At 74.9% G+C, this 19,744-nt stretch carries 18 protein-coding genes and 1 pseudogene; 11 read left to right on the top strand and 8 right to left on the bottom strand.

All coding sequences use genetic code 11. From position 1 onward, the window contains the following. Nucleotides 1-528: an ANTAR domain-containing protein gene (locus AC3A5R_RS15775; RefSeq protein ID WP_323097469.1), complete on the bottom strand. Its 528-nt coding sequence runs from the start codon at nucleotides 526-528 to the stop codon at nucleotides 1-3. Next, nucleotides 525-1,247: a GAF and ANTAR domain-containing protein gene (locus tag AC3A5R_RS15770; protein ID WP_487621708.1), complete on the bottom strand. Its 723-nt coding sequence runs from the start codon at nucleotides 1,245-1,247 to the stop codon at nucleotides 525-527. The genes AC3A5R_RS15775 and AC3A5R_RS15770 overlap by 4 nt, the downstream gene beginning before the upstream one ends. 404 nt (nucleotides 1,248-1,651) lie before the next feature. On the opposite strand from AC3A5R_RS15770, the gene AC3A5R_RS15765 reads away from it, so the two are divergent. From AC3A5R_RS15765 to AC3A5R_RS15750, 4 genes are all read left to right on the top strand, one after another. Further along, nucleotides 1,652-2,623, top strand: a complete 972-nt coding sequence (locus AC3A5R_RS15765) for a helix-turn-helix transcriptional regulator (RefSeq protein WP_487621707.1) — start codon at nucleotides 1,652-1,654, stop codon at nucleotides 2,621-2,623. Between the two features lie 344 nt (nucleotides 2,624-2,967). Continuing rightward, nucleotides 2,968-4,119, top strand: a complete 1,152-nt coding sequence (locus AC3A5R_RS15760) for an acyl-CoA dehydrogenase (protein WP_487621706.1) — start codon at nucleotides 2,968-2,970, stop codon at nucleotides 4,117-4,119. After that, entirely contained in the window at nucleotides 4,116-5,504 is a 1,389-nt protein-coding gene (locus tag AC3A5R_RS15755) for a bifunctional PIG-L family deacetylase/class I SAM-dependent methyltransferase (RefSeq protein WP_487621705.1), read from the top strand. The genes AC3A5R_RS15760 and AC3A5R_RS15755 overlap by 4 nt, the downstream gene beginning before the upstream one ends. Beyond that, complete coding sequence (locus AC3A5R_RS15750) at nucleotides 5,501-6,265, top strand: glycosyltransferase family 2 protein (RefSeq protein WP_487621704.1); 765 nt, start codon at nucleotides 5,501-5,503, stop codon at nucleotides 6,263-6,265. The genes AC3A5R_RS15755 and AC3A5R_RS15750 overlap by 4 nt, the downstream gene beginning before the upstream one ends. Before the next feature lie 82 nt (nucleotides 6,266-6,347). Here AC3A5R_RS15750 and AC3A5R_RS15745 read toward each other — a convergent pair whose 3' ends face one another. The 3 genes from AC3A5R_RS15745 to AC3A5R_RS15735 form a co-directional block, all read right to left on the bottom strand. Continuing rightward, entirely contained in the window at nucleotides 6,348-6,917 is a 570-nt protein-coding gene (locus AC3A5R_RS15745) for a hemerythrin domain-containing protein (RefSeq protein ID WP_323097463.1), read from the bottom strand. Between the two features lie 99 nt (nucleotides 6,918-7,016). Then, nucleotides 7,017-7,751, bottom strand: coding sequence for an alpha/beta hydrolase (locus tag AC3A5R_RS15740; RefSeq protein WP_487621703.1), 735 nt, complete (start codon nucleotides 7,749-7,751; stop codon nucleotides 7,017-7,019). Continuing rightward, complete coding sequence (locus tag AC3A5R_RS15735) at nucleotides 7,748-8,902, bottom strand: YihY/virulence factor BrkB family protein (protein ID WP_487621702.1); 1,155 nt, start codon at nucleotides 8,900-8,902, stop codon at nucleotides 7,748-7,750. Before AC3A5R_RS15735 ends, AC3A5R_RS15740 begins: the two co-directional genes overlap by 4 nt. A gap of 212 nt (nucleotides 8,903-9,114) precedes the next feature. Here AC3A5R_RS15735 and AC3A5R_RS15730 point away from each other — a divergent pair, with 212 nt between their 5' ends. The 7 genes and pseudogenes from AC3A5R_RS15730 to AC3A5R_RS15700 form a co-directional block, all read left to right on the top strand. Next, nucleotides 9,115-10,218 carry a glycosyltransferase family protein gene (locus tag AC3A5R_RS15730; protein WP_487621701.1) on the top strand — a complete coding sequence of 368 codons (1,104 nt, stop codon included), beginning with the start codon at nucleotides 9,115-9,117 and terminating at the stop codon, nucleotides 10,216-10,218. Beyond that, nucleotides 10,206-11,288 (top strand): glycosyltransferase, encoded by a 1,083-nt coding sequence (locus AC3A5R_RS15725; protein ID WP_323097459.1) that lies wholly within the window; start codon nucleotides 10,206-10,208, stop codon nucleotides 11,286-11,288. The genes AC3A5R_RS15730 and AC3A5R_RS15725 overlap by 13 nt, the downstream gene beginning before the upstream one ends. Further along, on the top strand, nucleotides 11,285-12,367 hold the full coding sequence (locus AC3A5R_RS15720) for a glycosyltransferase (protein WP_487621700.1): 1,083 nt from the start codon (nucleotides 11,285-11,287) through the stop codon (nucleotides 12,365-12,367). The genes AC3A5R_RS15725 and AC3A5R_RS15720 overlap by 4 nt, the downstream gene beginning before the upstream one ends. Then, nucleotides 12,357-13,223 carry a glycosyltransferase family 2 protein gene (locus AC3A5R_RS15715; protein WP_487621699.1) on the top strand — a complete coding sequence of 289 codons (867 nt, stop codon included), beginning with the start codon at nucleotides 12,357-12,359 and terminating at the stop codon, nucleotides 13,221-13,223. The genes AC3A5R_RS15720 and AC3A5R_RS15715 overlap by 11 nt, the downstream gene beginning before the upstream one ends. A 131-nt stretch (nucleotides 13,224-13,354) precedes the next feature. Next, nucleotides 13,355-14,146 carry a GAF and ANTAR domain-containing protein gene (locus tag AC3A5R_RS15710; protein WP_487621698.1) on the top strand — a complete coding sequence of 264 codons (792 nt, stop codon included), beginning with the start codon at nucleotides 13,355-13,357 and terminating at the stop codon, nucleotides 14,144-14,146. Next, nucleotides 14,143-15,972, top strand: coding sequence for an ATP-binding SpoIIE family protein phosphatase (locus tag AC3A5R_RS15705; protein ID WP_487621697.1), 1,830 nt, complete (start codon nucleotides 14,143-14,145; stop codon nucleotides 15,970-15,972). Before AC3A5R_RS15710 ends, AC3A5R_RS15705 begins: the two co-directional genes overlap by 4 nt. Beyond that, nucleotides 15,882-16,124 (top strand): annotated as a pseudogene (locus AC3A5R_RS15700) (STAS domain-containing protein); the annotation flags it as partial. The gene AC3A5R_RS15705 and the pseudogene AC3A5R_RS15700, both read left to right, overlap by 91 nt. On the opposite strand, the gene AC3A5R_RS15695 reads toward AC3A5R_RS15700, so the two are convergent. The 3 genes from AC3A5R_RS15695 to AC3A5R_RS15685 all read right to left on the bottom strand — a co-directional run bounded on the left by AC3A5R_RS15695 (nucleotide 16,035) and on the right by AC3A5R_RS15685 (nucleotide 19,698). Further along, nucleotides 16,035-16,877, bottom strand: coding sequence for a cytochrome P450 (locus AC3A5R_RS15695; protein ID WP_487621739.1), 843 nt, complete (start codon nucleotides 16,875-16,877; stop codon nucleotides 16,035-16,037). The pseudogene AC3A5R_RS15700 and the gene AC3A5R_RS15695 sit on opposite strands and share 90 nt — an antisense overlap. Before the next feature lie 761 nt (nucleotides 16,878-17,638). Next, the gene (locus AC3A5R_RS15690) at nucleotides 17,639-18,091 is read right to left on the bottom strand and encodes an SRPBCC family protein (protein ID WP_323097454.1); all 453 of its coding nucleotides are present in this window, start codon (nucleotides 18,089-18,091) and stop codon (nucleotides 17,639-17,641) included. Next, nucleotides 18,088-19,698, bottom strand: coding sequence for a phytoene desaturase family protein (locus tag AC3A5R_RS15685; protein WP_487621696.1), 1,611 nt, complete (start codon nucleotides 19,696-19,698; stop codon nucleotides 18,088-18,090). Before AC3A5R_RS15685 ends, AC3A5R_RS15690 begins: the two co-directional genes overlap by 4 nt. Nucleotides 19,699-19,744: the final 46 nt, after the last annotated feature.

Genomic DNA, 19,744 nt, shown 5'->3' with positions numbered 1-19,744 from the left:
TCAGTCGAGGTCCTCGGCCCCCGGCAGCAGGCCGGTGCGCACCACCGCTTCAGCCACCTCACGCAGCTTGCGGTTGTGGTTCTGGCTGATGCTCACGAGCAGCTCGAACGCGTCCTCGTGGGTCAGCTGACGTAGCGCCATCAGGACCCCGACGGCGACGCCGATCGTCCGGTTGGTCTCGAGGGCGACGTGCAGGTTGTCACGTTCCAGTCGGAGCTGGACGGCGAGCTGGGCGAGCCGGACCACGGGCCGGGCGGCCCGGTCCGGGTCGCGCAGGTGCCGGACCACGTCGTCGAGCTCCGCCGGGGGCTCGTGGCCCGCCGCGGTGGCGTGGGGGTCTGGCTCCTCGGCAGCCAGTGCGTCCACGAGGCGCTGGATGGCGTCGAGCGCCGCCGGCGAGAGGGACGGACCCAGCCTCGACGCGCCCGCCGGATCGACGTACCGCCCGGACGCTGCCTTCTCGGTCGGCGGCGCCGACGGGGCCGAGGGCAGGGACCCCGCCGCCACCGGCGGTTCGTCAGGGGTCATGCCCTCTCCTCCCCGGGCAGCCGGCCGGTGCCGAGCAGGTGTTCGGCGACGTCGGCGACCTTGCGACGGCTGTTGCGCGCCGTGGAACGGAGCAGGTTGAACGCGGCGGGCTGCGAGAGCCCGTCCCGGCCCATGAGGTAACCGACGCCTCGCTCGATGGGCGCGCGGTAGTCGAGGGCGTAGGACAGCTGGCTCGCCAGCTCCCCCGCGTGGTCGGCGGCGACCGCCGCCGACATCATCGTCTCGGCGACCTCCGCGAACTTCTCCAGCGCGGCCTGCTGGGCGTGGTCCCACGTTCCGGGACGGGCCCGGTAGAGGTTGAGGCTGCCGACGCACACTCCGGCCAGGTGCACCGGCACGGCGAGCACCGCTGCCACCCCGAGCCCGTGGAGCCGGCCACCCAGGTCGAGCCAGCGGGAGTCCCTCGTGACGTCGGGGGTGTCCACGGCGATCTCGTGGGTGAAGGTGTCGATGCACGGGCCCTGGCCGGTCTCGATCTGTGCCTGCTCGAGCAGGGTGCCCGGGCCGTCGGAGGCCGCCGTGTAGTGCAGGTCACCGTGCTCGTCGGTGAGCATGAGGCCGCTGCCGTCGACGTCGAAGAGCTGGTCGCACGCCTCGATGACGCGCTGGAGCGAGGGCCGCAGTGCACTGGGGTCTCCGCGCTGGTCGAGGCGTCGCAGGCTGGCGGCCAGGGCCGCGGAGTTGACGCTGTCGCTCACCGCAGACCCACCGGCTGGGCGTGGGCGCTCATCCTCGGGTCGACCGCACGGTGAGGCTGCGAGGGGCACCGAGGGCGCGCTTGGGCATGTGTGTCTCCGATCCGGGGCACCACGCAGACACGTGGAGCGGGACCGCGGACACAAGGCGGTCGGGCAGAACTGACTGGGCGCGTGGTGGGTGCGCCCGGCTCGAACCTAGACGATGGCCGACGAGCGAGGCAAACGAGTGTCGTCCCACGGCGCCGCGTGTCGTGCTCCCAGACAATCCACAGCCCTCGCAATCACGCCGGGCCCGCGAGGAGCGGTACGGTCGAGGAGATGGCGTGGGGTCAGACCGCGGCCCGCCCCATCCCCTCCCTCGAGGGATCCTCCCGGCCACACGGCCGCAGCGAATGGACCCAGCCATGGACTCCGTGGTCTTCGACAGCACCGACCTCGATCGCATCGAGACCTTCCTCAGCGATGCGTACGCCCCGATGCGTATCGGCAGCACCGCCCCCTCACCACACGCCCACGTCGACCGCGTCGAGGGCCCGGACGAACTGACGGTCGACCACATCGACCTCGGCTTCGAGATGCTCTACGACGTGAGTGCGCTCGGCAAGATCTGCCTCTGCAGCATCGAGTCCGGCTCGGTCGAGGACCACCGCGTCGCCGGTTCGCGTCACGCGACCTCGTTCGGCCCGGGCGAGGTGTTCAGCTTCTCCCCACCAGACCGGGCCTACCGCGGGCGCATCAACGAGGCCCGCTACAGCATCACCATGTTCGACCCCGGCCTGCTCACCGAGGTCGCCGGCGGCCAGTCGGACAACCCCATTCCCGTGCGGCTGCTCGACCACCGGCCGGTCACCCGACGCCGCGGCGAGGCGCTTCGTACCGCCATCGACGACGCGGCCCGGGCCCTGTCGGCCCCGGGGGTCACGCCGCTGGCTCGCGACGCTGCGGCCCGTGACCTCGCGGCGACGGTTCTGCGGACGTTCCCGACGACCGCCGACCAGGGCCCGACCTCGGCCGACCGGGACGACGCCATGGCATCGGCGTCCCTGTCGCGCGCGCTCGACCTCGTGGAGGCGCACACCGACGAGCCCCTGACGCTGCCCGAGCTCGCGGCCGCCGCCGGTGTGACACCACGGGCCCTTCAGCAGGCGTTCCGCCGGTACCTCGAGACCACGCCGTCGGAGTACGTGCGCCGGGTGCGCCTCGACCGGGCCCACGACGACCTCGCCGCCGGCGAGCGCGACGACGGCACCACCGTCACCGACGTCGCCATGCGGTGGGGCTTCTACCACCAGGGCCGCTTCGCGTCCGCGTACCGCCGCCGGTACGGCGAGGCCCCGCACGAGACGCTCCGGGGCGAGCAGTCGGCACGTCGCTGACGCGGCGGGTCGCCGTCGCGGCGCGTACCTCCTGCGCACCTCCTGCGCACCTCCTGCGTGGTCGTTGCACCAGGGACGGTCCGGCGCATCGGTGGTGCCCACGCTGGGCCCACCACCCGCCCGCGCGTCGCGGCCCATGATCTGCGCCGGATGAATCAGACACCGGTGCCCGGGGTAAGCCGACAACGGCGGCGTCGTCCAGATTCAGAAGCGCAGTCGGGACGGCGTCGTCCTCTAGGCGCCGCGCCCCCGGCGCGACCAGCCGCGTCGAACATGCCTCCCCCGGGTAAGGGAGGCACGACCGCAGGGGGTCGTCGACCTCTGCACCGACGATGGAGGACGCCGTGGCCCCGACCGCGACCGCGCCGCACGCCCGTGGAGAGCGGCGCGGACCCCGGGCGGCGCACCGCTCCCACGGCGTCACGGACGACCGCGCCGAACCCTTCGCCCCTGCAATCCACGGCTCGACGCTCGGCCCCGTGGCCGTGCGGCTGCGCGGGCTCGCTCGCGAGCGGGCGGGCGACCCCGACTTCGGGCTCGAACTCGGATCCCTTGTCCGCGAAGCGTTCCCGCTCCCGGGCTCGGGCTCCACGGCCATGCTGTGGGAGGCGCTGGCGAGCGTCGCTGCGGGGGACCTCACCGTGGCTCGCGCTCTCGAGCCGCACCTCGACGCCACGGCCATCCTCGCCGAGGCGGGCGCGTCGGGGCTCGACGTACCTCGCGTCCACGACGGCCAGACGTGGGGCGTGTTCGCGGCCGAGGGACCTGGCACCCGGCTCATCGCGGCGTCACCCGCGTCCGGAGAGCCCGGCCCGGCCCGGCTGAGCGGGACCAAGCCGTGGTGCTCGCTGGCCGGCACCCTGAGCCACGCGCTCGTCACCGCGTGGTGCGACGACGAGCAGCGACGCCTCTACGCCGTGGACCTGCGCACCGACGCGACCCACGTCGAACCCGTGTCGTGGGTCGCCCGGGGCCTCTCCGCCGTCCCGAGCGGACCTGTGGCCTTCGACGAGGCCGAGGCCGTACCGATCGGCGAACCCGGTTGGTACCTCGCACGGCCCGGCTTCGCATGGGGCGGCATCGGCGTGGCCGCGGTGTGGTTCGGCGGCGCCTGCGCGGTGGCCGCCCGGCTTCTCGAGCAGTGTCTGCGCCGGCCCCCGGACCAGGTCGCCCTCATGCACCTCGGCGCCGTCGACGCCGCGCTCCACGCCGCCTCGGCCACGCTGGCCGACGCGGCTCGGACCGTCGACGCGGGCGAGGCGGTCGGCGACGACGGTGCCCGGCTCGCCCTCCGGGTCCGACGTGTCGTCGCGGACGCCGTCGACGAGGTCCTCGGGCATGTCGACCACGCGCTCGGTCCGGGCCCCCTCGCCCTCGAGGAGGAGCACGCGGCCCGGGTCGCGGACCTGCGCCTGTACGTCCGCCAGGAGCACGCCGAGCGCGACGCCGCGGCGCTGGGACGCAGCCTCCTCGAGGCGTCGGGGGTCACCCCGTGAGCGCGGATGCCGTGACGTTCCGGCACGACGAGCCCGGTACCGGCGAGGAGAACTGGCTCGCCTGCCCGGAGTGGGGCGACCTGCCCCAGCTCGACCTGTCAGCCCACGCCGCGCTGGTCGTCGTCGCCGCGCACCCCGATGACGAGACGCTCGGCGCCGGGGGCCTGCTGCGCCTGGCGGCTGCGTCGGGACTGGCGGTCACGGTGGTGCTGCTGTCCAACGGCGAGGCGTCCCATCCGAACTCGCCGACCTGGACGCCCGAGGCCCTGGCCGTGCAGCGCGAGGCCGAGACGCGCGCCGCGGTGGGGATGCTCGCCGCGGACGCGCGGCTCGTCGCCTGCGGGCTCCCCGACGGCCACCTCGCCGAACACCTGGAGGCGATCGTCGCCGCCGTCGTGGACGCCATCGGCGCGGCGGGTGCCGCGACGCTCGTGGCGGCACCGTGGCGCGGCGACGGGCACCCGGACCACGAGGCAGCCGGCCGCGCGGCCAGCATCGCCGCACAGCGCACCGACGCGCGCACCGTGGAGTATCCGATCTGGCTGTGGCACTGGGGAACCCGCGAAGCAACGCCCTGGGCCGACGCCCTGGTGCTGCCGCTCGACACGATGACGCACCGTTCGAAGTCCCAGGCGCTCGCCGTCCATCGCACCCAGCTTGCGCCCCTGTCGGACCAGCCCGGTGACGAGCAGCTCCTGTCGCCCGGCTTCGTCGCGCACTTCCTGCGCCACCACGAGACCTTCCTGGAACCAGCCGCCGAGCCCGACGCGGCCCTGGACCTGCTGCACCGCGACGAGGCCGACCCGTGGCGGACCGAGACCGACTGGTACGAGGAGCGCAAGCGCGCCGTGACGCTCGCCGCGCTCCCGCGTCGACGTTTCACCCGCGCCCTCGAGGTGGGCTGTTCCGTCGGGACGCTCGCGGCCGACCTCGCGCCCCGGTGCGAGACCCTCATCGCCATCGACGCGAGCGCCGCCGCCGTCGGGCACGCCCGGGCCCGCCTCGGGCACCTGCCCCACGTCAAGGTGAGGCGCGCAGACGCCGTGACCGACCACCCCGAGGGCCCCTTCGACCTCGTCGTGGTGTCGGAGGTCGGCTACTTCCTCAGCCCCGACCGGTTGCGTGAGCTGTGCCGGCTCGTGACGGCCGGCCTGACCGACGACGGCGCCGTCGTGCTCTGCCACTGGCGGCACGAGATCGTCGGGTGGCCCCTGGACGGCCCCGCCGTCCACGACCTCTGGCGGGCGAGCACCGACCTGAGCGTGCTCGTCGAGCACGTCGAGCCCGACTTCCTCCTCACCGTCCTCACCCGCGCGACCCCCACTGACACCGCCCGCACCCTTGGCACGGCTGCTGCCACCGACCCCGAAGGGAGCCGCTCGTGACGCGGACCTCCGCCCCCACCGCGCGCCCCACGGCACTGACGCACGTCGCCGTCGTGGTGCCGGCGCGGAACGAGGAGCGTCTCCTCGGCGCCTGCCTGTCGGCCCTGGCCCGAGCGACGTCGGCGTTGGAGCGGCAGCGCCCCGACCTCGAGGTCGCCGTCGTCGTGGCGCTCGACGCGTGCACCGACCGGTCGGGGCGGGTGGCCGCGGGCTACCCCTGGGTCCGCGTCGTCACGACGAGTGGCGGTGTCGGCCCTGCCCGTGCCGCCGGCGTCGAGGGTGCGGTCCGCCTCATCGGCTGCCGCGACGCCGCGGCGGGCGATCGCGTCTGGGTGGCGTGCACCGACGCGGACAGCCGCGTGCCCGAGGACTGGCTGGCCGTGCACGTGGGGCTGGCCGAGGCGGGCGCGGACGCGGTCGTCGGCACCGTCGAGCCCGACGAGGGGCTCGAGCCGGCCGTTCTCGCGCGCTGGGTGCGCGCCCACGACCTCGCCGACGGCCACCGGCACGTGCACGGGGCCAACCTCGGCGTGCGCCTGTCGACCTACCGTGCCGCCGGAGGCTTCCGCTCGCTGCTCGCGCACGAGGACGTCGCCTTGGTGGACGCGGTGCGCCAGGTCGGCGGGCGCGTCGAGGCCACTGCGGCCGGACGCGTCGTCACCTCCTCGCGCGACACCGGGCGTGCCCCGGAGGGCTTCGCCCACTACCTGCGCGAGCTGCGAGTGGCCACACCCTGGGAGTCCGTCGTCGACCTCGGCTGAGCCGCCCCCGCAGGGCCGCCTCGATCGGAGAGCGAGGCCGCGCGTCCGCGACCGGCTCCGCTTCGTGCCGACCGGCGACGGCTCAGCCCTCGGACTCCTCCTCCTCCTCGGCCTTGGCCTTGAGCTCGCTCTCGATCTCGTCCTTGCCCATGCCCGCGCGACCGTCGATGTCGGCGTTGGCCGCCTGCTGGCGGCGCTCTTCGAGCGTGATGTCGTCGGGTCCGGCGCCCAGGTGCTCGGCCCGGCTGGCGAGGAACGCCTCCGCCAGCTCGACACGTCGGGCCCCGTCGAGACCGGAGCGCATCGCCGGCAGCACCGTCTCCTCCTCCTCCTCGACGTGATGGCTCACCGCGTCGACGAGCTCGGACAGGACGCCGTCGAACTCGCTCGAGTCGGGGTCGCACGCCTGCAACCGCGCGAGCAGCTCGTCGGCCTCGGCATGCTCGGCCTGCGAGTGGGCCACGTCGTCGGCGGCGCCGGCCTCGTCGCGGGCGGCAGGGTAGACCTCGGCCTCCTCGGCGCGGCTGTGCGCGGTGAGGAGGGTGACGAGGACAGGCACGTTCTGCGCCCGGGTCTCCGGGTCACGGAGCAGGGCGAACAGCCGCTCCACCTCGCGGTGGTCGCTCAGGATCAGGTCGACGACATCAGGCACGGGATCTCCTGGGGGATGGGGCTGCTCACGTCACCGACGCGGCTGCCAGGGTCAGCGGGTCGCCCGCTCCGTACCCTCGTCGCCCGGACGCAGACCGCCTCACACCTCGATGAACGCCTCGCCCGCCAGCGCCCGGGCGACGACACCGGCGTACCCGCCACCGACGGGGCGCAGCGGGTCCGGGGAGCGCCCGGGCCCGAGCGTGTCGGCCACGAACGCGGCGGCCAGGCCGTCGAAGACCTCGTGTCGCCGCAGCATCGAGTGCCGGCCCCCGCGGACCGCGACGTAGCCGACGGGCATCCGCGGGGCGAGAGCGCGCGCCACCCGGAAGGCGCGCTCCGGGCTGGCGACCCGGTCGTCGTCGCCGTGCACGACGAGCAGCGACGTGTCCGCGAGGTCGCCACCCGGCGCGTCGGTCGTGTGCACCCAGGGCGCGAGCGCCACGACACTGCGCACGTCCCGGTGGCCGAGCGACAGGATGGCGGCGCGACCGCCGAGCGAGTGCCCCACGAGGCACACCGGGACGCTCCCGTGCCGGGCCCGCAGCGCGTCGAGCGCCCACGCGACGTCCTGGACGGGGGTGTGGCGGGTGTCCCACCCGCGGTAGCTGTTGAGGAGCCGGTGCACCGCGACGCGTGGAGCCGAGCGAGCGATCCGCGAGGCGGTCGGCACGAGCCGCAGCACCGACAGCTGGGCCGGGCTGACCCGCATCGCACCGGGGCGGCTGCCGCCGCCGTGCAGGAGCAGGGCGATGCCCTGCGGATCTCGTGGTACCCGGGTGTCGATGAGCCGCGCGCCGCGGGCGTCTGCCGACCCGGGCGCGCGCGCCGTCACCCCCGGCCCTCGACGCGGTCCCCGTAGCGGTCCTCGTCACGGTCCTCGTCACGGGCCTCGCCACGGCCCTCGCGACGGGAATCGCCACGGGAATCGTCACGGGAATCGTCACGCCGGTCGGTCCCGTCCTCGGCCCGGACACCCTCGCGGTAGCGGACGGCGCGCTCGGCCGCGGCGCGTTCGTCCTCGTCCATCGCGCGGGTGTCGCGCGGCTCGGCGAAGGGCTCGACGTGCTCGGGCAGGCCACCGGCGATGGCCCGGCTGCGGTCCAGCTCCGCGTTGACCTCGGCCCCGAGCAGGAGCGCGATGTTCGTCAGCCACAACCAGACGAGGAAGACCACGACCCCGGCCAGCGAGCCGTAGGTCTTGTTGTACGAGGCGAAGTAGGTGACGTAGAGCGCGAACAGCGCCGAGACGACGAGCCACGCGATCACGGCGATGACACCGCCCGGGCTCACCCAGCGCACGCCGCCCTGGCGGGCGTTGGGGCTGGCCCAGAAGAGCACAGCGAGCAGCACCGACAGCAGGACGAGCAGCACCGGCCACTTGGCGATGTTCCACACCAGCACCGTCGTGTCGCCGGCGCCGATGAGGTCGCCGACCTGGTGGGCCACCGGGCCGGAGACGACGACGATCACGGCGCCCACGACGAGCACGACGACGGCCAGCACCGTCACGCCGATGCGGATCGGCACGGTCTTCCAGATCGGCCGACCCTCCGGGACGTCGTAGACGACGTTCGAGGCGCGCATGAACGCGGAGACGTAGCCCGACGCCGACCAGAGGGCCACGAGGATGCCGACGAGGGCCCCGATGCCGGCGCCGGTCCGGTTCGACTGCGCCTGGTGCACGAGCTGCGCGACGAGCTGGGAGCTGGAGCCGGGGGCCAGCGACTGCGTCTGCTGCACGACACGGTCGGCGACGTCCGGCCCCGCCAGCCCCATGGCTGCGACGAGGACGACGAGCGCCGGCGCGAGCGCGAGCAGCCCGTAGTAGGTGAGGGCAGCCGCGAGGTCGGTGAGCCGGTCGCGCTTGAACTCCCTGCGGGCGCGAGCGAGGACGGCCCGCAGCGACTCCTTGGGCAGGTCGGTCGGCGCCTCGGGTTCCCGGCGCTCTGCGACGGGTGCGGTGTCGTGGTCGTTGGTTGCCATGACCGATGCGTACCCGGCGCCGGCCCGTCCCAGCGCCCCCGGGCACCGCGGTTTGCCCGGCTCGGACGGTGCCGACGCCGTCACGGTGGGCGAAGCGTGTGAGAACACGGCCCGTGGGTACACCCCGACCAGGAGCTCGAGCCACGGGGCCCCCGTCCCGCCGGCGCCCCCTCACACCGTGCGTCTGCGTGCCTGCTGCGAAAGGCACCAGCTTGAGTCCCGTCATCGCCTCCGTCCCCTCCGGGCACGTCTACGTCCGCCACCTCGCCGCCCCCGACGGCGACACGTCCGTCACACGGCTGCCGGACCCGCGTCCACGGGCCGACGTGCCCGACGCCCAGTGGTGGCCGCCGCGGATGCTGGAGCCGGGATGGGTCGAGCAGCACGCGCACGAGTTCGACCTCATGCACGTCCACTTCGGCTTCGACGCCGTCTCCCCGCAGACGCTGACCGAGCTGGTCGCGGCCCTGCGGCGGCACGGGCGCCCGCTGGTGCTCACGGTCCATGACCTGCGCAACCCGCACCACCTCGACCCGGCTCTGCACGACGCACAGCTCGGCGTGCTGGTGGAGGCGGCAGACGCCGTCCTCACGCTGACGCCGGGCGCGGCCGGGGTGATCCGGCACCGTTGGGGCCGTGAGGCGCTCGTCGTCCCGCACCCGCACGTCGTCGACGAGGGGCGGCTCGGCGCACCTCGGGCGACCCACGACGGCTTCGTCGTCGGCGTCCACGTCAAGAGCCTGCGTGCCGGGATGGACCCGTTGCCCGTCATCGACGCGGCAGTCGAGGCCCTGTCCGGCCTCCCCGACGCGCGGCTACGGGTCGATGCCCACACCGACGTCATGACCGCCGGGTACGACCGCCACGCCGTCGACGTCGAGCGACATCTACGCTGCCTGGAGCGTCGCGGCGCAGTGGAGCTGCATGTGCACGACTACTTCACCGACGGCCAGCTCTGGGACTACCTCCAGTCGCTCGACGTGTCGGTGCTGCCGTACAGGTTCGGCACCCACTCCGGGTGGCTCGAGGCGTGCTACGACCTCGGTACCGTCGTCGCCGCCCCGGACTGCGGCTACTACGCGGAGCAGCGGCCCTGCCTGTCCTACGCCGCGCCCCAGCCGTCCGACCGGCTGCCCGGTTCGCGGGCGCTCCCCCTCGCCGACGTCCTGCGGGCGGCTCACCGGGACCGCCCCGGGTGGCGCGCCGATCCTCTCGAGCGGCGGCGCGAGCGAGCGCGCATCGCCGCGTTGCACGAGCAGGTCTACGCCAACGTCCTTGCGGCTGTGGATGATCCGAGGACCGCATGCACGTCGTGATCATCGCGGCGTCGGCCTACCCGATCGCCGAGCCGTTCGCCGGCGGGCTCGAGTCGCTGACGTGGCACCTCGCGCGGGGGCTGCGCTCCCGAGGTGTCGACGTCACGGTCTTCGCGGCTCCGGGCAGCGACCCGGCCCTCGACGTGCACGAGCTCGACGTCAGCCCACTCCGCCTCAGCGACGCAGCGCGCGCGGACGTCGCCATGGTGCCGGAGGCCTGGTTGCGCGACCACCACGCCTACCTGCAGGTCATGCTGTCCCTGCGGGCGCGCACGGACGTCGACGTGGTGCACAACAACAGCCTGCACCACCTGCCCGTCGCGATGGCGGGCCTGCTGACCGCACCCGTGCTCACCACCCTGCACACACCCCCGACCCCGTGGCTCGAGCCCGCGGTGGCCATCGCCTCCGCGACCGGGCACGAGGGCGGCCGCCCGCACTTCGCGGCCGTGAGCCGGCACACGGCGCGGGCGTGGTCGCACGTCACCCCGGCGCGCGTGGTGCACAACGGCGTCGATGCGCAGCGGTGGACGCCGGGACCGGGCGGTCCGGACCTGGCGTGGGTCGGTCGCATCGTCCCGGAGAAGGCGCCGCACCGGGCCGTCGCGATGGCCCGGGCCGCCGGACGGCGCCTGCGACTGGCGGGGCCCATCGGTGACCGCACCTACTTCGAGAGCGTGGTACGACCGCTGCTCGGGCCCGGGGCCGAGTACCTCGGCCACCTGGCCAGCCCCGGCCTCGTGGCCCTGTTCGGCTCGAGTGCGGTCACGCTCGTCACCCCCGACTGGGACGAGCCGTACGGCCTCGTGGCCGCCGAGTCGCTGAGCTGCGGCACCCCTGTGGTCGCCCTCGACCGCGGCGGCCTGGGCGAGTTCGTCGCCCCCGACGTCGGGGTCCTGCTCCCGGCCGCGGCCGACGACGCCGCGGCTGCCGCCGCCGTCGAGCGGGCCGCCGCCCTCGACCGGGGGCGCTGCCGGGCCCATGGCCTGGCGCACTGCTCGGTCGAGCGCATGGTGGACGAGTACCTGACGGTCTACGCGAGCCTGCAACCACGGGTGGGTGCCGCGTGATCGGCTGGTACGTCCACCACCACGGACACGGCCACCTGGCGCGGCTGCAGGCCGTGGCTGCCCACCTCCGGACGCCCGTCGCGGGGCTCAGCTCGCTGCCGGCGCCGGCCGGCTGGGAGGGCCCGTGGCTGCGCCTCGAGCGGGACGACGCCGCCGTCGCCGCGGACGCCGACCTCACGGCGCTCGACGTGACGTGCAACGGCGTCCTGCACTGGGCTCCCCTGCACGACGACGGCCTGGCCGACCGCACGGCGCAGGTGGCGTCGTGGCTCGCGACGGCCCGTCCGTCGCTCGTGGTGGTGGACGTCTCCGTCGAGGTCTCCGTGCTGACGCGCCTCGCGGGCGTGCCGGTCGTGGTCGTGGCGATGCCCGGGCAGCGTCGCGACCGCGCGCACCGGCTCGCCTACGACCTCGCGGACGCGCTGCTCGCACCGTGGCCGGCGGGCACCCACGACGGCGGCTGGCCGGAGCACTGGCGGCGCAAGCTCTGGGCGGTCGGCGGCATCACGCGCCTCGACGCCTCGGCGGCGCACCGGGACGGCGTCGCCCCCGCGCCGGACGGGATGCGGGCCCGTGACGCCGACGGACCGCGGCGCGTCCTCGTCCTCTGGGGTGCGGGCGGCACGGACGTCGGGGCGCCCCAGCTCGATGCTGCGCGGGCGGTGACACCGGGCTGGACCTGGGTCGAGCGCAGTCCGCTCAACCCGTCGCCCGACCTCGCCGCCGACCTCGCGGAGGCCGACGTCGTCGTCACGCACGCCGGCCAGAACGCGGTCGCGGACGTCGCGGCGCTGCGCCGTCCGGCGGTCGTCGTGGCCCAGCAGCGGCCCTTCGGCGAGCAGGTCGCCACGGCGGAGGCGGTCGAACGGCTGCACGCGGCCGTGGGCCTGTCCGCGTGGCCGGGTGACGCAACACGCTGGCCCGCGATCCTGCGGCGCGCGCTGGAGCTCGGTGGGCATGGGTGGTCCGGGTGGTCGGCCGGCGGCGGCGCCGCGGAGGCAGCCGCGCGCCTCGACGCCCTCGCCACCCGGGCGGCTCCACCAGGACGGACGCCGGTGGGGGCGGGCCGTGGGCGGTGACCGGGTCGCCGTCGTCACCATCGTGCACCGACGCCACGAGCACCTCGAGCGGCACCTGTGGGGCCTGCGCCGCCAGACCCGTCGCCCGGACCTCCTCGTCGTCGTGGCGATGGACGACCCGGACATCGAAGAGCTCGTGCGCGCCCGGTGGCCCGGCCCGGCCGCCGGAGACGGCAGGCCACCGGTGCTCGTCCCCGCCATGGACCGGGTGGGTTCGAGCCTGCCCCTCGCCGCCGCCCGCAACCTCGGCGTCCACGCCGCCGAGGCGGCCGGGGCGTCCCACCTCGTCCTGCTCGACGTCGACTGCATCGCCTCCACCGGCCTCGTCGAGCGCTACGCGACGCTGCTCGCGCGTCCGGACGCGCCGCGGCTGCAGGTGCTGGCCGGCGAGGTCGCCTACCTGCCACCGCCGCCCACCGGGCGCGACTACCGGGAGCTCGACCTCGACGCTCTGAGCAGTCCGCACCCGGGGCGCCCGACCCTCGGTGCCGACGAGACCCTCGTCGCCGACGACGTCCGGCTCTTCTGGTCGCTGTCGTTCGCCACCACCGTGCGCACGTGGCGGACCATCGGGGGCTTCGACCCCGCGTACGTCGGCTACGGCGCCGAGGACACGGACTTCGGCCAGCGCCTGGCCGCCGCCGGGGGCACGCTGACCTGGGTCGGCGGCGCTCGCGTCCACCACCAGCACCACCCGACGTCCGACCCGCCCACCCAGCACCTCACCGACATCGTCGCCAACGCCAACCGGTTCGCCCGGCGCTGGGGGTGGTGGCCCATGGAGTCGTGGCTCGAGGAGTTCGCCCGACTCGGCGTGGCCCGACGCCGGCCGGACGGCGTCTGGGTCGTGCAGTGAGACCGTGACCCCGGCCGCCGCGCGCGTGGCAGCCCACCTTGACCCGCGGTGGGACGCGACTAGGGTCGAGACCACGGCCGGATCCCGCGCCCACCCCGCGGAGCCTCCGGAGACGTCGACGGACGGTGCTGATGACCAGTGGCGACAGCGAACTCGGGCTCGCACAGGTGGGCCGTCAGTTCAGCGACCTCGGCACAGCGCTCACGGCGGCCGACGGCTCCGGCCTCGACCCAGACCGTGTCGTGCGCTTCGCGGCGCGGTCGCTGCCGCACACCCACCACTGCGCCCTGACGCTCCTGCGGGCCGGCGCCCGGCCCCGCACGCTGAGTGCCACCGACGAGCTGCCCGAGCGCGTCGACGCCCTCCAGTACGCCGAGGGTGAAGGCCCGTGCCTCGATGCCTCGGAAGGAGACTCCATCGTCTCGTCGGGAGATCTCGCGGTCGACGAGCGGTGGTCCGCCTTCGGACCGCGGTGCGTCGAGGAGACCGGCGTGCGCAGCATGCTGTCGGTGCAGCTCGCCCTTGGGGGCGAGGACCGGGCAGCCATCAACTTCTACTCCACGGCGGCCGACGCCTTCACCGAGACTGACGTCCACCTCGCGTCCGTCATCGCGCCCTTCGCCGCCCTTGCCGTCGAGCAGCGCCTCCGCGCCAACGACGCGGACAACCTCCATGCCGCGCTGACGAGCAGCCGCCAGATCGGCACGGCCATCGGCGTCATCATGGCGCGGCGGCTCGTCACGTCCTCGGAGGCGTTCGAGCTGCTCCGCGAGGCGAGCCAGAACCTCAACCGCAAGCTGCGCGACATCGCGGCCGAGGTCGAGGAGACCGGCTCGCTCCCTTCGGCGCCCGCGGCCGCCGAGGGGGCCACCGCCGCAGGAGTCCCGCCGAGCGCCGCCGGTGGTGAGGAGCTGGGCCGGTGACCCGGCGGCATCCGGGCCGGGACCCGCGGGACGCCATCGAGCTCGGCCCGATCGCGACCTCCCTCGAGGCGGTCGTCGCCTCGTTCGACCAGCTCGGTGTGCCCGCATCGGCGATGGAGGGCCCCGACCTGCGGGTCGTCGCCTTCAACGCGCTGGCGCGCCAGGTGCTCGAACCGGCCTTCGGCCCGCTCGGGTCGGTGCTGCGCGGGTCGGACTGGCTGCGTGGCAGCGGGATCGAGGAGCGGATCCTCGAGGTGCTCAGGACGGGCGAGGGGTTCGTCGGCACCGAGTGGCCACTCACCCTGCCCGGCCCGTCCGGCGAGCTGGAGGAGCGGATCTGGAACTTCCGCTTCGACGCTCTCCGCGGTCCCGACGGCACGGTCCGAGGCGTGCTGACCGTCGGCTCCGAGGTCACCGAGCAGGTCCGGAGGCGCGAGGCGGCCGAGCGGACCTCCGAGCACTGGCACGAACGGTTCCGCAGCAATCGTGAGGCGATGACCGCGCTGCAGGAGTCCATGCTGCCGACGGGCGTGCCGGTGCTGCCCCGGCTCGAGCTCGGGGCCCGGTACCTCGTGGCCGAGTCCGACACGGCCGCGGGGGGCGACTGGTTCGGGGCGGTGCCGCTCGAGGACGGACGGGTGGCCCTCGTCGTCGGCGACGTGGTCGGGCACGGCGTCGCGGCCTCCGCGACGATGGGTCAGCTGCGCGCCGTCCTGGAGGAGCGGCTCCGTGCCGGTGCCGGCGTCGCCGCGTCGCTCGCGGCTCTCGAGGCCGTCGCGGCGCACGTCCCGGCCGCCGTGGCCGCCACCGTGTGCGTGGCGGCCCTCGACCCGCGCACCGGTGAGGTCGAGTACTGCACGGCCGGCCACCCACCCCCGCTCGTCGTGACGGGTGAGGAGTGGCACTACCTGGCGCCCACGGGAGCCACCCCCCTCGGCGGTGGGGCGCCGTCCGTCGTGGCGCGCACCTCGCTGGCCGACTCGGCGCTGCTCCTGCTCTACAGCGACGGCATCCTCGAGCGACCGGATCGGTCCTGGGAACAGAGCACGGTCGAGCTCGGTCAGGTGGTCACCGACGCGGTGAACGTGCGCCCGCTACGGCCCCGCGCCCCGGCCCACCGCGCCGATCGGGTCTGCGTGCAGTCGCTCGAGATGATGACCCGGGAGACCGGCTTCACCGACGACATCACCGTCCTCGCGGCGCGCCGGGTCGACGCGGTCGAGGACCTGTCGCTCACCGTGCCCGCCGACCTTCCGCACGTCACCGCCCTCGCAGGCCGGCTCGACCGGTGGCTCGCAGACACCGGCGCCGGCGACGACGACCGCAGCGACCTTCGCCACGTCGTCCTCGAGCTCGCCACGAACTGCGTCGAGCACGCCGCCCCCGGCAGCCACGGCAGCGGCGTCACCGTGCGTCTCGCCGCGCGGCTCGACGCGTCCGGCGTCGCGACCGTGTCGGTGGCCGACGACGGCCGGTGGCGTGAGCCGGAGGTCGCACCGGGCGCCCGTCCGGAGCACCCGCTGCCCGATGCCGGGATGCGGCTGCGAGGGCTGGGTCTGGCCCTGGTCGGCCAGCTGACCGACTCGGTGACAGTCGCACACGGCGCCCCCACGGCACCCTTGGCCACGACCGGGGTGAGCGCGACGGGAGGGGGAGCCGAGGCTGCCGAGGGGACGACCGTGACGACGACCCGGAGGCTGAGCCGCCGAGCCGCCGTGCTCACCGGAGGGCCAGGCTGGAACGGTGGCGGGAGCGGCAGACCGGCGGGCACGAGCCTCGTCGACGAGCTCATCGTCTACGGGCCCCGGACCAGCCCGGCACGCTGACCGTCGTCGGACCCGTCACCTCCGCGACCGCCGACCAGCTGGCGACGAACCTGGCGATCGGGTCACGCGCCGCGACGCGCCCGCTCACCCTCGATCTCAGCGGCGTCACCCACCTGGCGAGCGCCGGTGTCCGTGTCCTGCAGACCGTGTGCCGGGCAGCGGTCGACGCCGGTGCCGCGGTCACGTTGCACGCCGACGCCGGCAGTGTTGCCCACCAGGTCCTGGGCCTCGTCGGCATCCCGGTCGTCGCGGCCCCCGGCGAGGACAGCGGCCCGAACCCGGCGTGAGCCGGCACCGAGCGTGACGACCGGCCCGGACCGCGGCCGGGCCGGCACGTGCCCCCAGCGCCAGCCGGCGTCCTGCCCCGGAACGAGCGAGGCCTCATGCGACGCCAGCCGGGCGCACGTCAGGGCGAGGAGCCCGACGGCCACCATCTCGCCCGGGCAGCGGTGACCGGTCTCGGGCCGTCCGCCGCCCTGCGGCACGAACGGGTCGCTCCACTCTGCACCGGAGTCGACGAACCGGTCCGGGTCGAAGGAGTTGGGGTCCGGCCACTCGGCCGGGTCGTGGTCGGTGGCCATGATGTCGAGCAGCACCCGGCTGCCGGCCGGGATGGTGTGTCCCTCGAAGCTCGTGTCGCGGGTCGCGATCGCGGCCAGGGCCGGCACGAACGGGTAGAGGCGCCGGACCTCCTGGGCGAAGGCGACCGCGAGGGGCCCGCCGACCGCGCTCCCCCGCTCGTCGACCTCCTCGGCGAGGCGGTCGGCCCACGCCGGGTTGAGGTCGAGGGCGATCGCGGCGAAGGCGGCGAAGCGCGCCACGGCCACCGTCGGACGCAGCACGTTGAGCAGCTCGACCGCGGCCGTGTGGGCATCGAGCAGCCTGCCGTCCGCGTCGCGGTGCATGGCGATGCGGTGGAGCACGCTGTCCTCACCGACGCGTCGGCGCCCGTCGCGGACCTCACGGACCAGGCGCATCGCCCAGCGGTCGCAGACGACCCGCGCCCGCCGGGCGCGCAGGTACGGGCGCACCGGCGTCGCGAAGTCCTCGACGATGGTGGCCATGTCGTCGGCGCGCCGTTCCTCGACCTCGGCCGGCACCTCGATGCCGGCCCAGCGGACGACGACGCGGCCGTAGACGCGCGAGAGGTCGGGGTAGACGACGCCGCGGCCGGCGGCACGCCAGCGGGCGAGCGCGTCGACGAGGAGGTCGTCGGCGATGCGGTGCAGCTCGGCGACGCGGGCCGGGTCCATGAGCAGGCCGACGAACATCGCCTTGCGGTGCTCGTGCGCCTCGCCGTCGAGTCCGTGGACGGCGCCGCGGCCGAAGAGGGGACGAGCGACGGCTGCCGGCATCGCTCCCTTGCGCCGCATCACGGACTGGTCGTAGAAGAGGCGGACCCCCGCCGCCCCGCCGACGACGGTGGCGCGGCGTCCGAGGAGGCGCACCCCCGTCCCGTAGCGGGCGTGCCGCTGGCCGATGGCGGCACCTCGACGCCGCGCCCACGCGGTGAAGACGTAGCCGCGCCGCAGGAGGTCGATGGTCTGGTCGAACCGCATGGTGTCCCTTTCGGTCGCTCGGCGGTCCACTACCCCGCGCCGGCCGGATGAACCCACCCGGGGTGAAGGACGGCCGGTTACGGCGGGAGGCGTCCGGCGGACCGACGTCAGCGGGCGTAGGGGCTCTGCCTGGCCTTCTCGACGAGCAGGGCAAGGCGGTCCAGGGCCTCCCGGTTGCGCAGGTCGAGCGCGATGTCGCGGACGGGCTTGGGCACGAAGGAGGCGATGCCGCGCGTCGCGTCCTCCTCCATCGTGACGAGTGTGCCGTCGCCGTCCGGCTCGCAGGTGATCCGGACGATGCCCTCCCCCGTGGGCCAGGCCCGGACCGTCAGCTCGAGCAGGTTCGGTCGCTCGCAGCGCCGGACGGTGGTGACGTCGTCGATGAGCAGCGGCCAGGCACCGACCGAGTGGTGGATCTCCGAGCCCACCTCGGGCCACGACTCGGTGACGTCGCGGATGCGGGACGCGCCGACGACCCACTGGCTGTAGTTCCACCCGTGCGAGAGCACGTCGAAGACGGCGTCCGGCGGGCGGTCGATGGTGCGGGTGGTCGTACTCATGGTTGCCTCCGGAGGGATCGGACGGGTCGCCGGATGCGGTCGTGCCAGAGCGCGGCCCGGGCGGCGTTGGAACCACAGGCCCCGTGGACACCGCCGCCGGGGTGCGCAGACGCGGAGCCGAGGAACAGACCCGCGACAGGGGTCTCTGCGCGCCCCGAGCCGGCGACGGGGCGGAAGACGAGCTGCTGGTGCAGCGAGGCGGTGCCGCCGTTGAGGGCGCCCCCGGCGAGGTTGCGGTCGCGGGACTCGAGGTCGTGGGGTCCGAGGACGCGTCGGGCGCGGATGCGTTCGCGGAACCCCGGCGCGCGCTCCTCCATGCGTGACTCGACGCGGTCGGCGAACGCGTCGAGGTCGGCAGCGTCCCACGTCCCCCGGACGGTGGGGACGCCGGACCCCTCCGCCGCCGCGTCAGCCCGAACCCGCTGCGGCACATGGGTGTACGCCCACAGTGACTCCCCGCCGGCGGGAGCGCGGCAGGGGTCGGTCGTCGCCATCTGGCCGACGAGGAGGAACGGTCGGTCGGGCACGAGCCCGGCGCTGATCTGCGCCCCGGTCAGCGTGATCTCGTCGAGGGAGTCGGCGACGTGGACGGTGCCCGGCGCGGTCTCGGGCGCGCCGAGCCAGGGCACCGGGCCGTCGAGGGCCCAGTCGACCTTGACGGTGGAGGGGTCCCACGTGAAGCCGGCCATGCGGTGGCGCAGCCTGCCGGGCAGGTTCTCCCAGGGCACGAGGCCGCCGTAGAGCGCGGGCGCCGACACGTCGGCGACGACGGCGCGGCGCGCGACGACCTCGCGCGAGGCGGTCCGCACGGCGACGGCGCGCCCGCCCTCGACGCGGATGCGCTCGGCGCGCTCGCCGAGACAGACGGTGCCACCCCGCGACTCCAGCCGGCGGACCATGGCCGCGGACAGCTGCCCGGCGCCCCCCGCCGGCACCGGGAAGCCCACCGTCTGGCCGAGGAGCACGAGGAGCAGGCCCATCGCGGCCGACCCCGGCGACTCCATGCCGATGTCGGCGTGCGTGGCGTTGCCCGCGACGAGCAGGCGAGCGGCGTCGCCGTGGAACAGCTGCTCGGTGAGCGCCCGGGCCGGCATGACGAGCTGGCGCAGCAGCTCGAAGCCGCCGTGGCGCAGGGCCTTGGCCCCGAGCCCGAGGCCGCCGCGCACGGGTGGGAACGGCGTCAGCAACGAGCGCACGAGGTCGTCGCCGATGCGGTCCCACGTGCTGCACAGCCGCAGCCAGGCCTCGCCGTCGCCCGGCGCGTCGGCCTCGAGGCCCGCGGCGGTCTCGTCGCGGTCCCGGTGGAGCACCGCCCAGCGACCGTCCGGGAAGGAGTGCCCGACGACCGACGGGGCGTGCACCCACGTCAGGCCGTGCTCCTCGAGGTGCAGGTCGCGGATCGTCGGTGAACCGAGCGCGAGGGGGTAGAACGAGCTGAAGGTGTCGTGCACGTAGCCGGCCAGGACCGCGTCGTCGCTGCGCACAGCGCCGCCGGGGGTGTCCTGCTCCTCGAGGACGACGACCGACCACCCGGCGTCGGCGAGGAGGTTGGCGGCCACGAGGCCGTTCGGGCCGCTGCCGATGACGACGGCGTCGGGGCTCGTCACGGTGTTCCCTCCTGTCGAAGGTCAACGGGTATGAAGCGCCACTACC

This window comes from Intrasporangium sp. Soil_C_50, assembly GCF_057656595.1.
The sequence above is the reverse complement of the archived record's forward strand: the minus strand, read 5'-3'. Positions and strand labels throughout refer to the sequence as shown.

Excerpts from the sequence above, each read along its gene's own strand:
- AC3A5R_RS15775 (WP_323097469.1), bottom strand. The coding sequence starts at position 528 with ATGACCCCTGACGAACCGCCGGTGGCGGCGGGGTCCCTGCCCTCGGCC.
- AC3A5R_RS15690 (WP_323097454.1), bottom strand. The coding sequence starts at position 18,091 with ATGAGTACGACCACCCGCACCATCGACCGCCCGCCGGACGCCGTCTTC.
- AC3A5R_RS15710 (WP_487621698.1), top strand. The coding sequence starts at position 13,355 with ATGACCAGTGGCGACAGCGAACTCGGGCTCGCACAGGTGGGCCGTCAG.
- AC3A5R_RS15735 (WP_487621702.1), bottom strand. The coding sequence starts at position 8,902 with ATGGCAACCAACGACCACGACACCGCACCCGTCGCAGAGCGCCGGGAA.
- AC3A5R_RS15695 (WP_487621739.1), bottom strand. The coding sequence starts at position 16,877 with ATGCACCGCGACGCGGACGGCAGGCTGCTCGATGCCCACACGGCCGCG.
- AC3A5R_RS15765 (WP_487621707.1), top strand. The coding sequence starts at position 1,652 with ATGGACTCCGTGGTCTTCGACAGCACCGACCTCGATCGCATCGAGACC.
- AC3A5R_RS15725 (WP_323097459.1), top strand. The coding sequence starts at position 10,206 with ATGCACGTCGTGATCATCGCGGCGTCGGCCTACCCGATCGCCGAGCCG.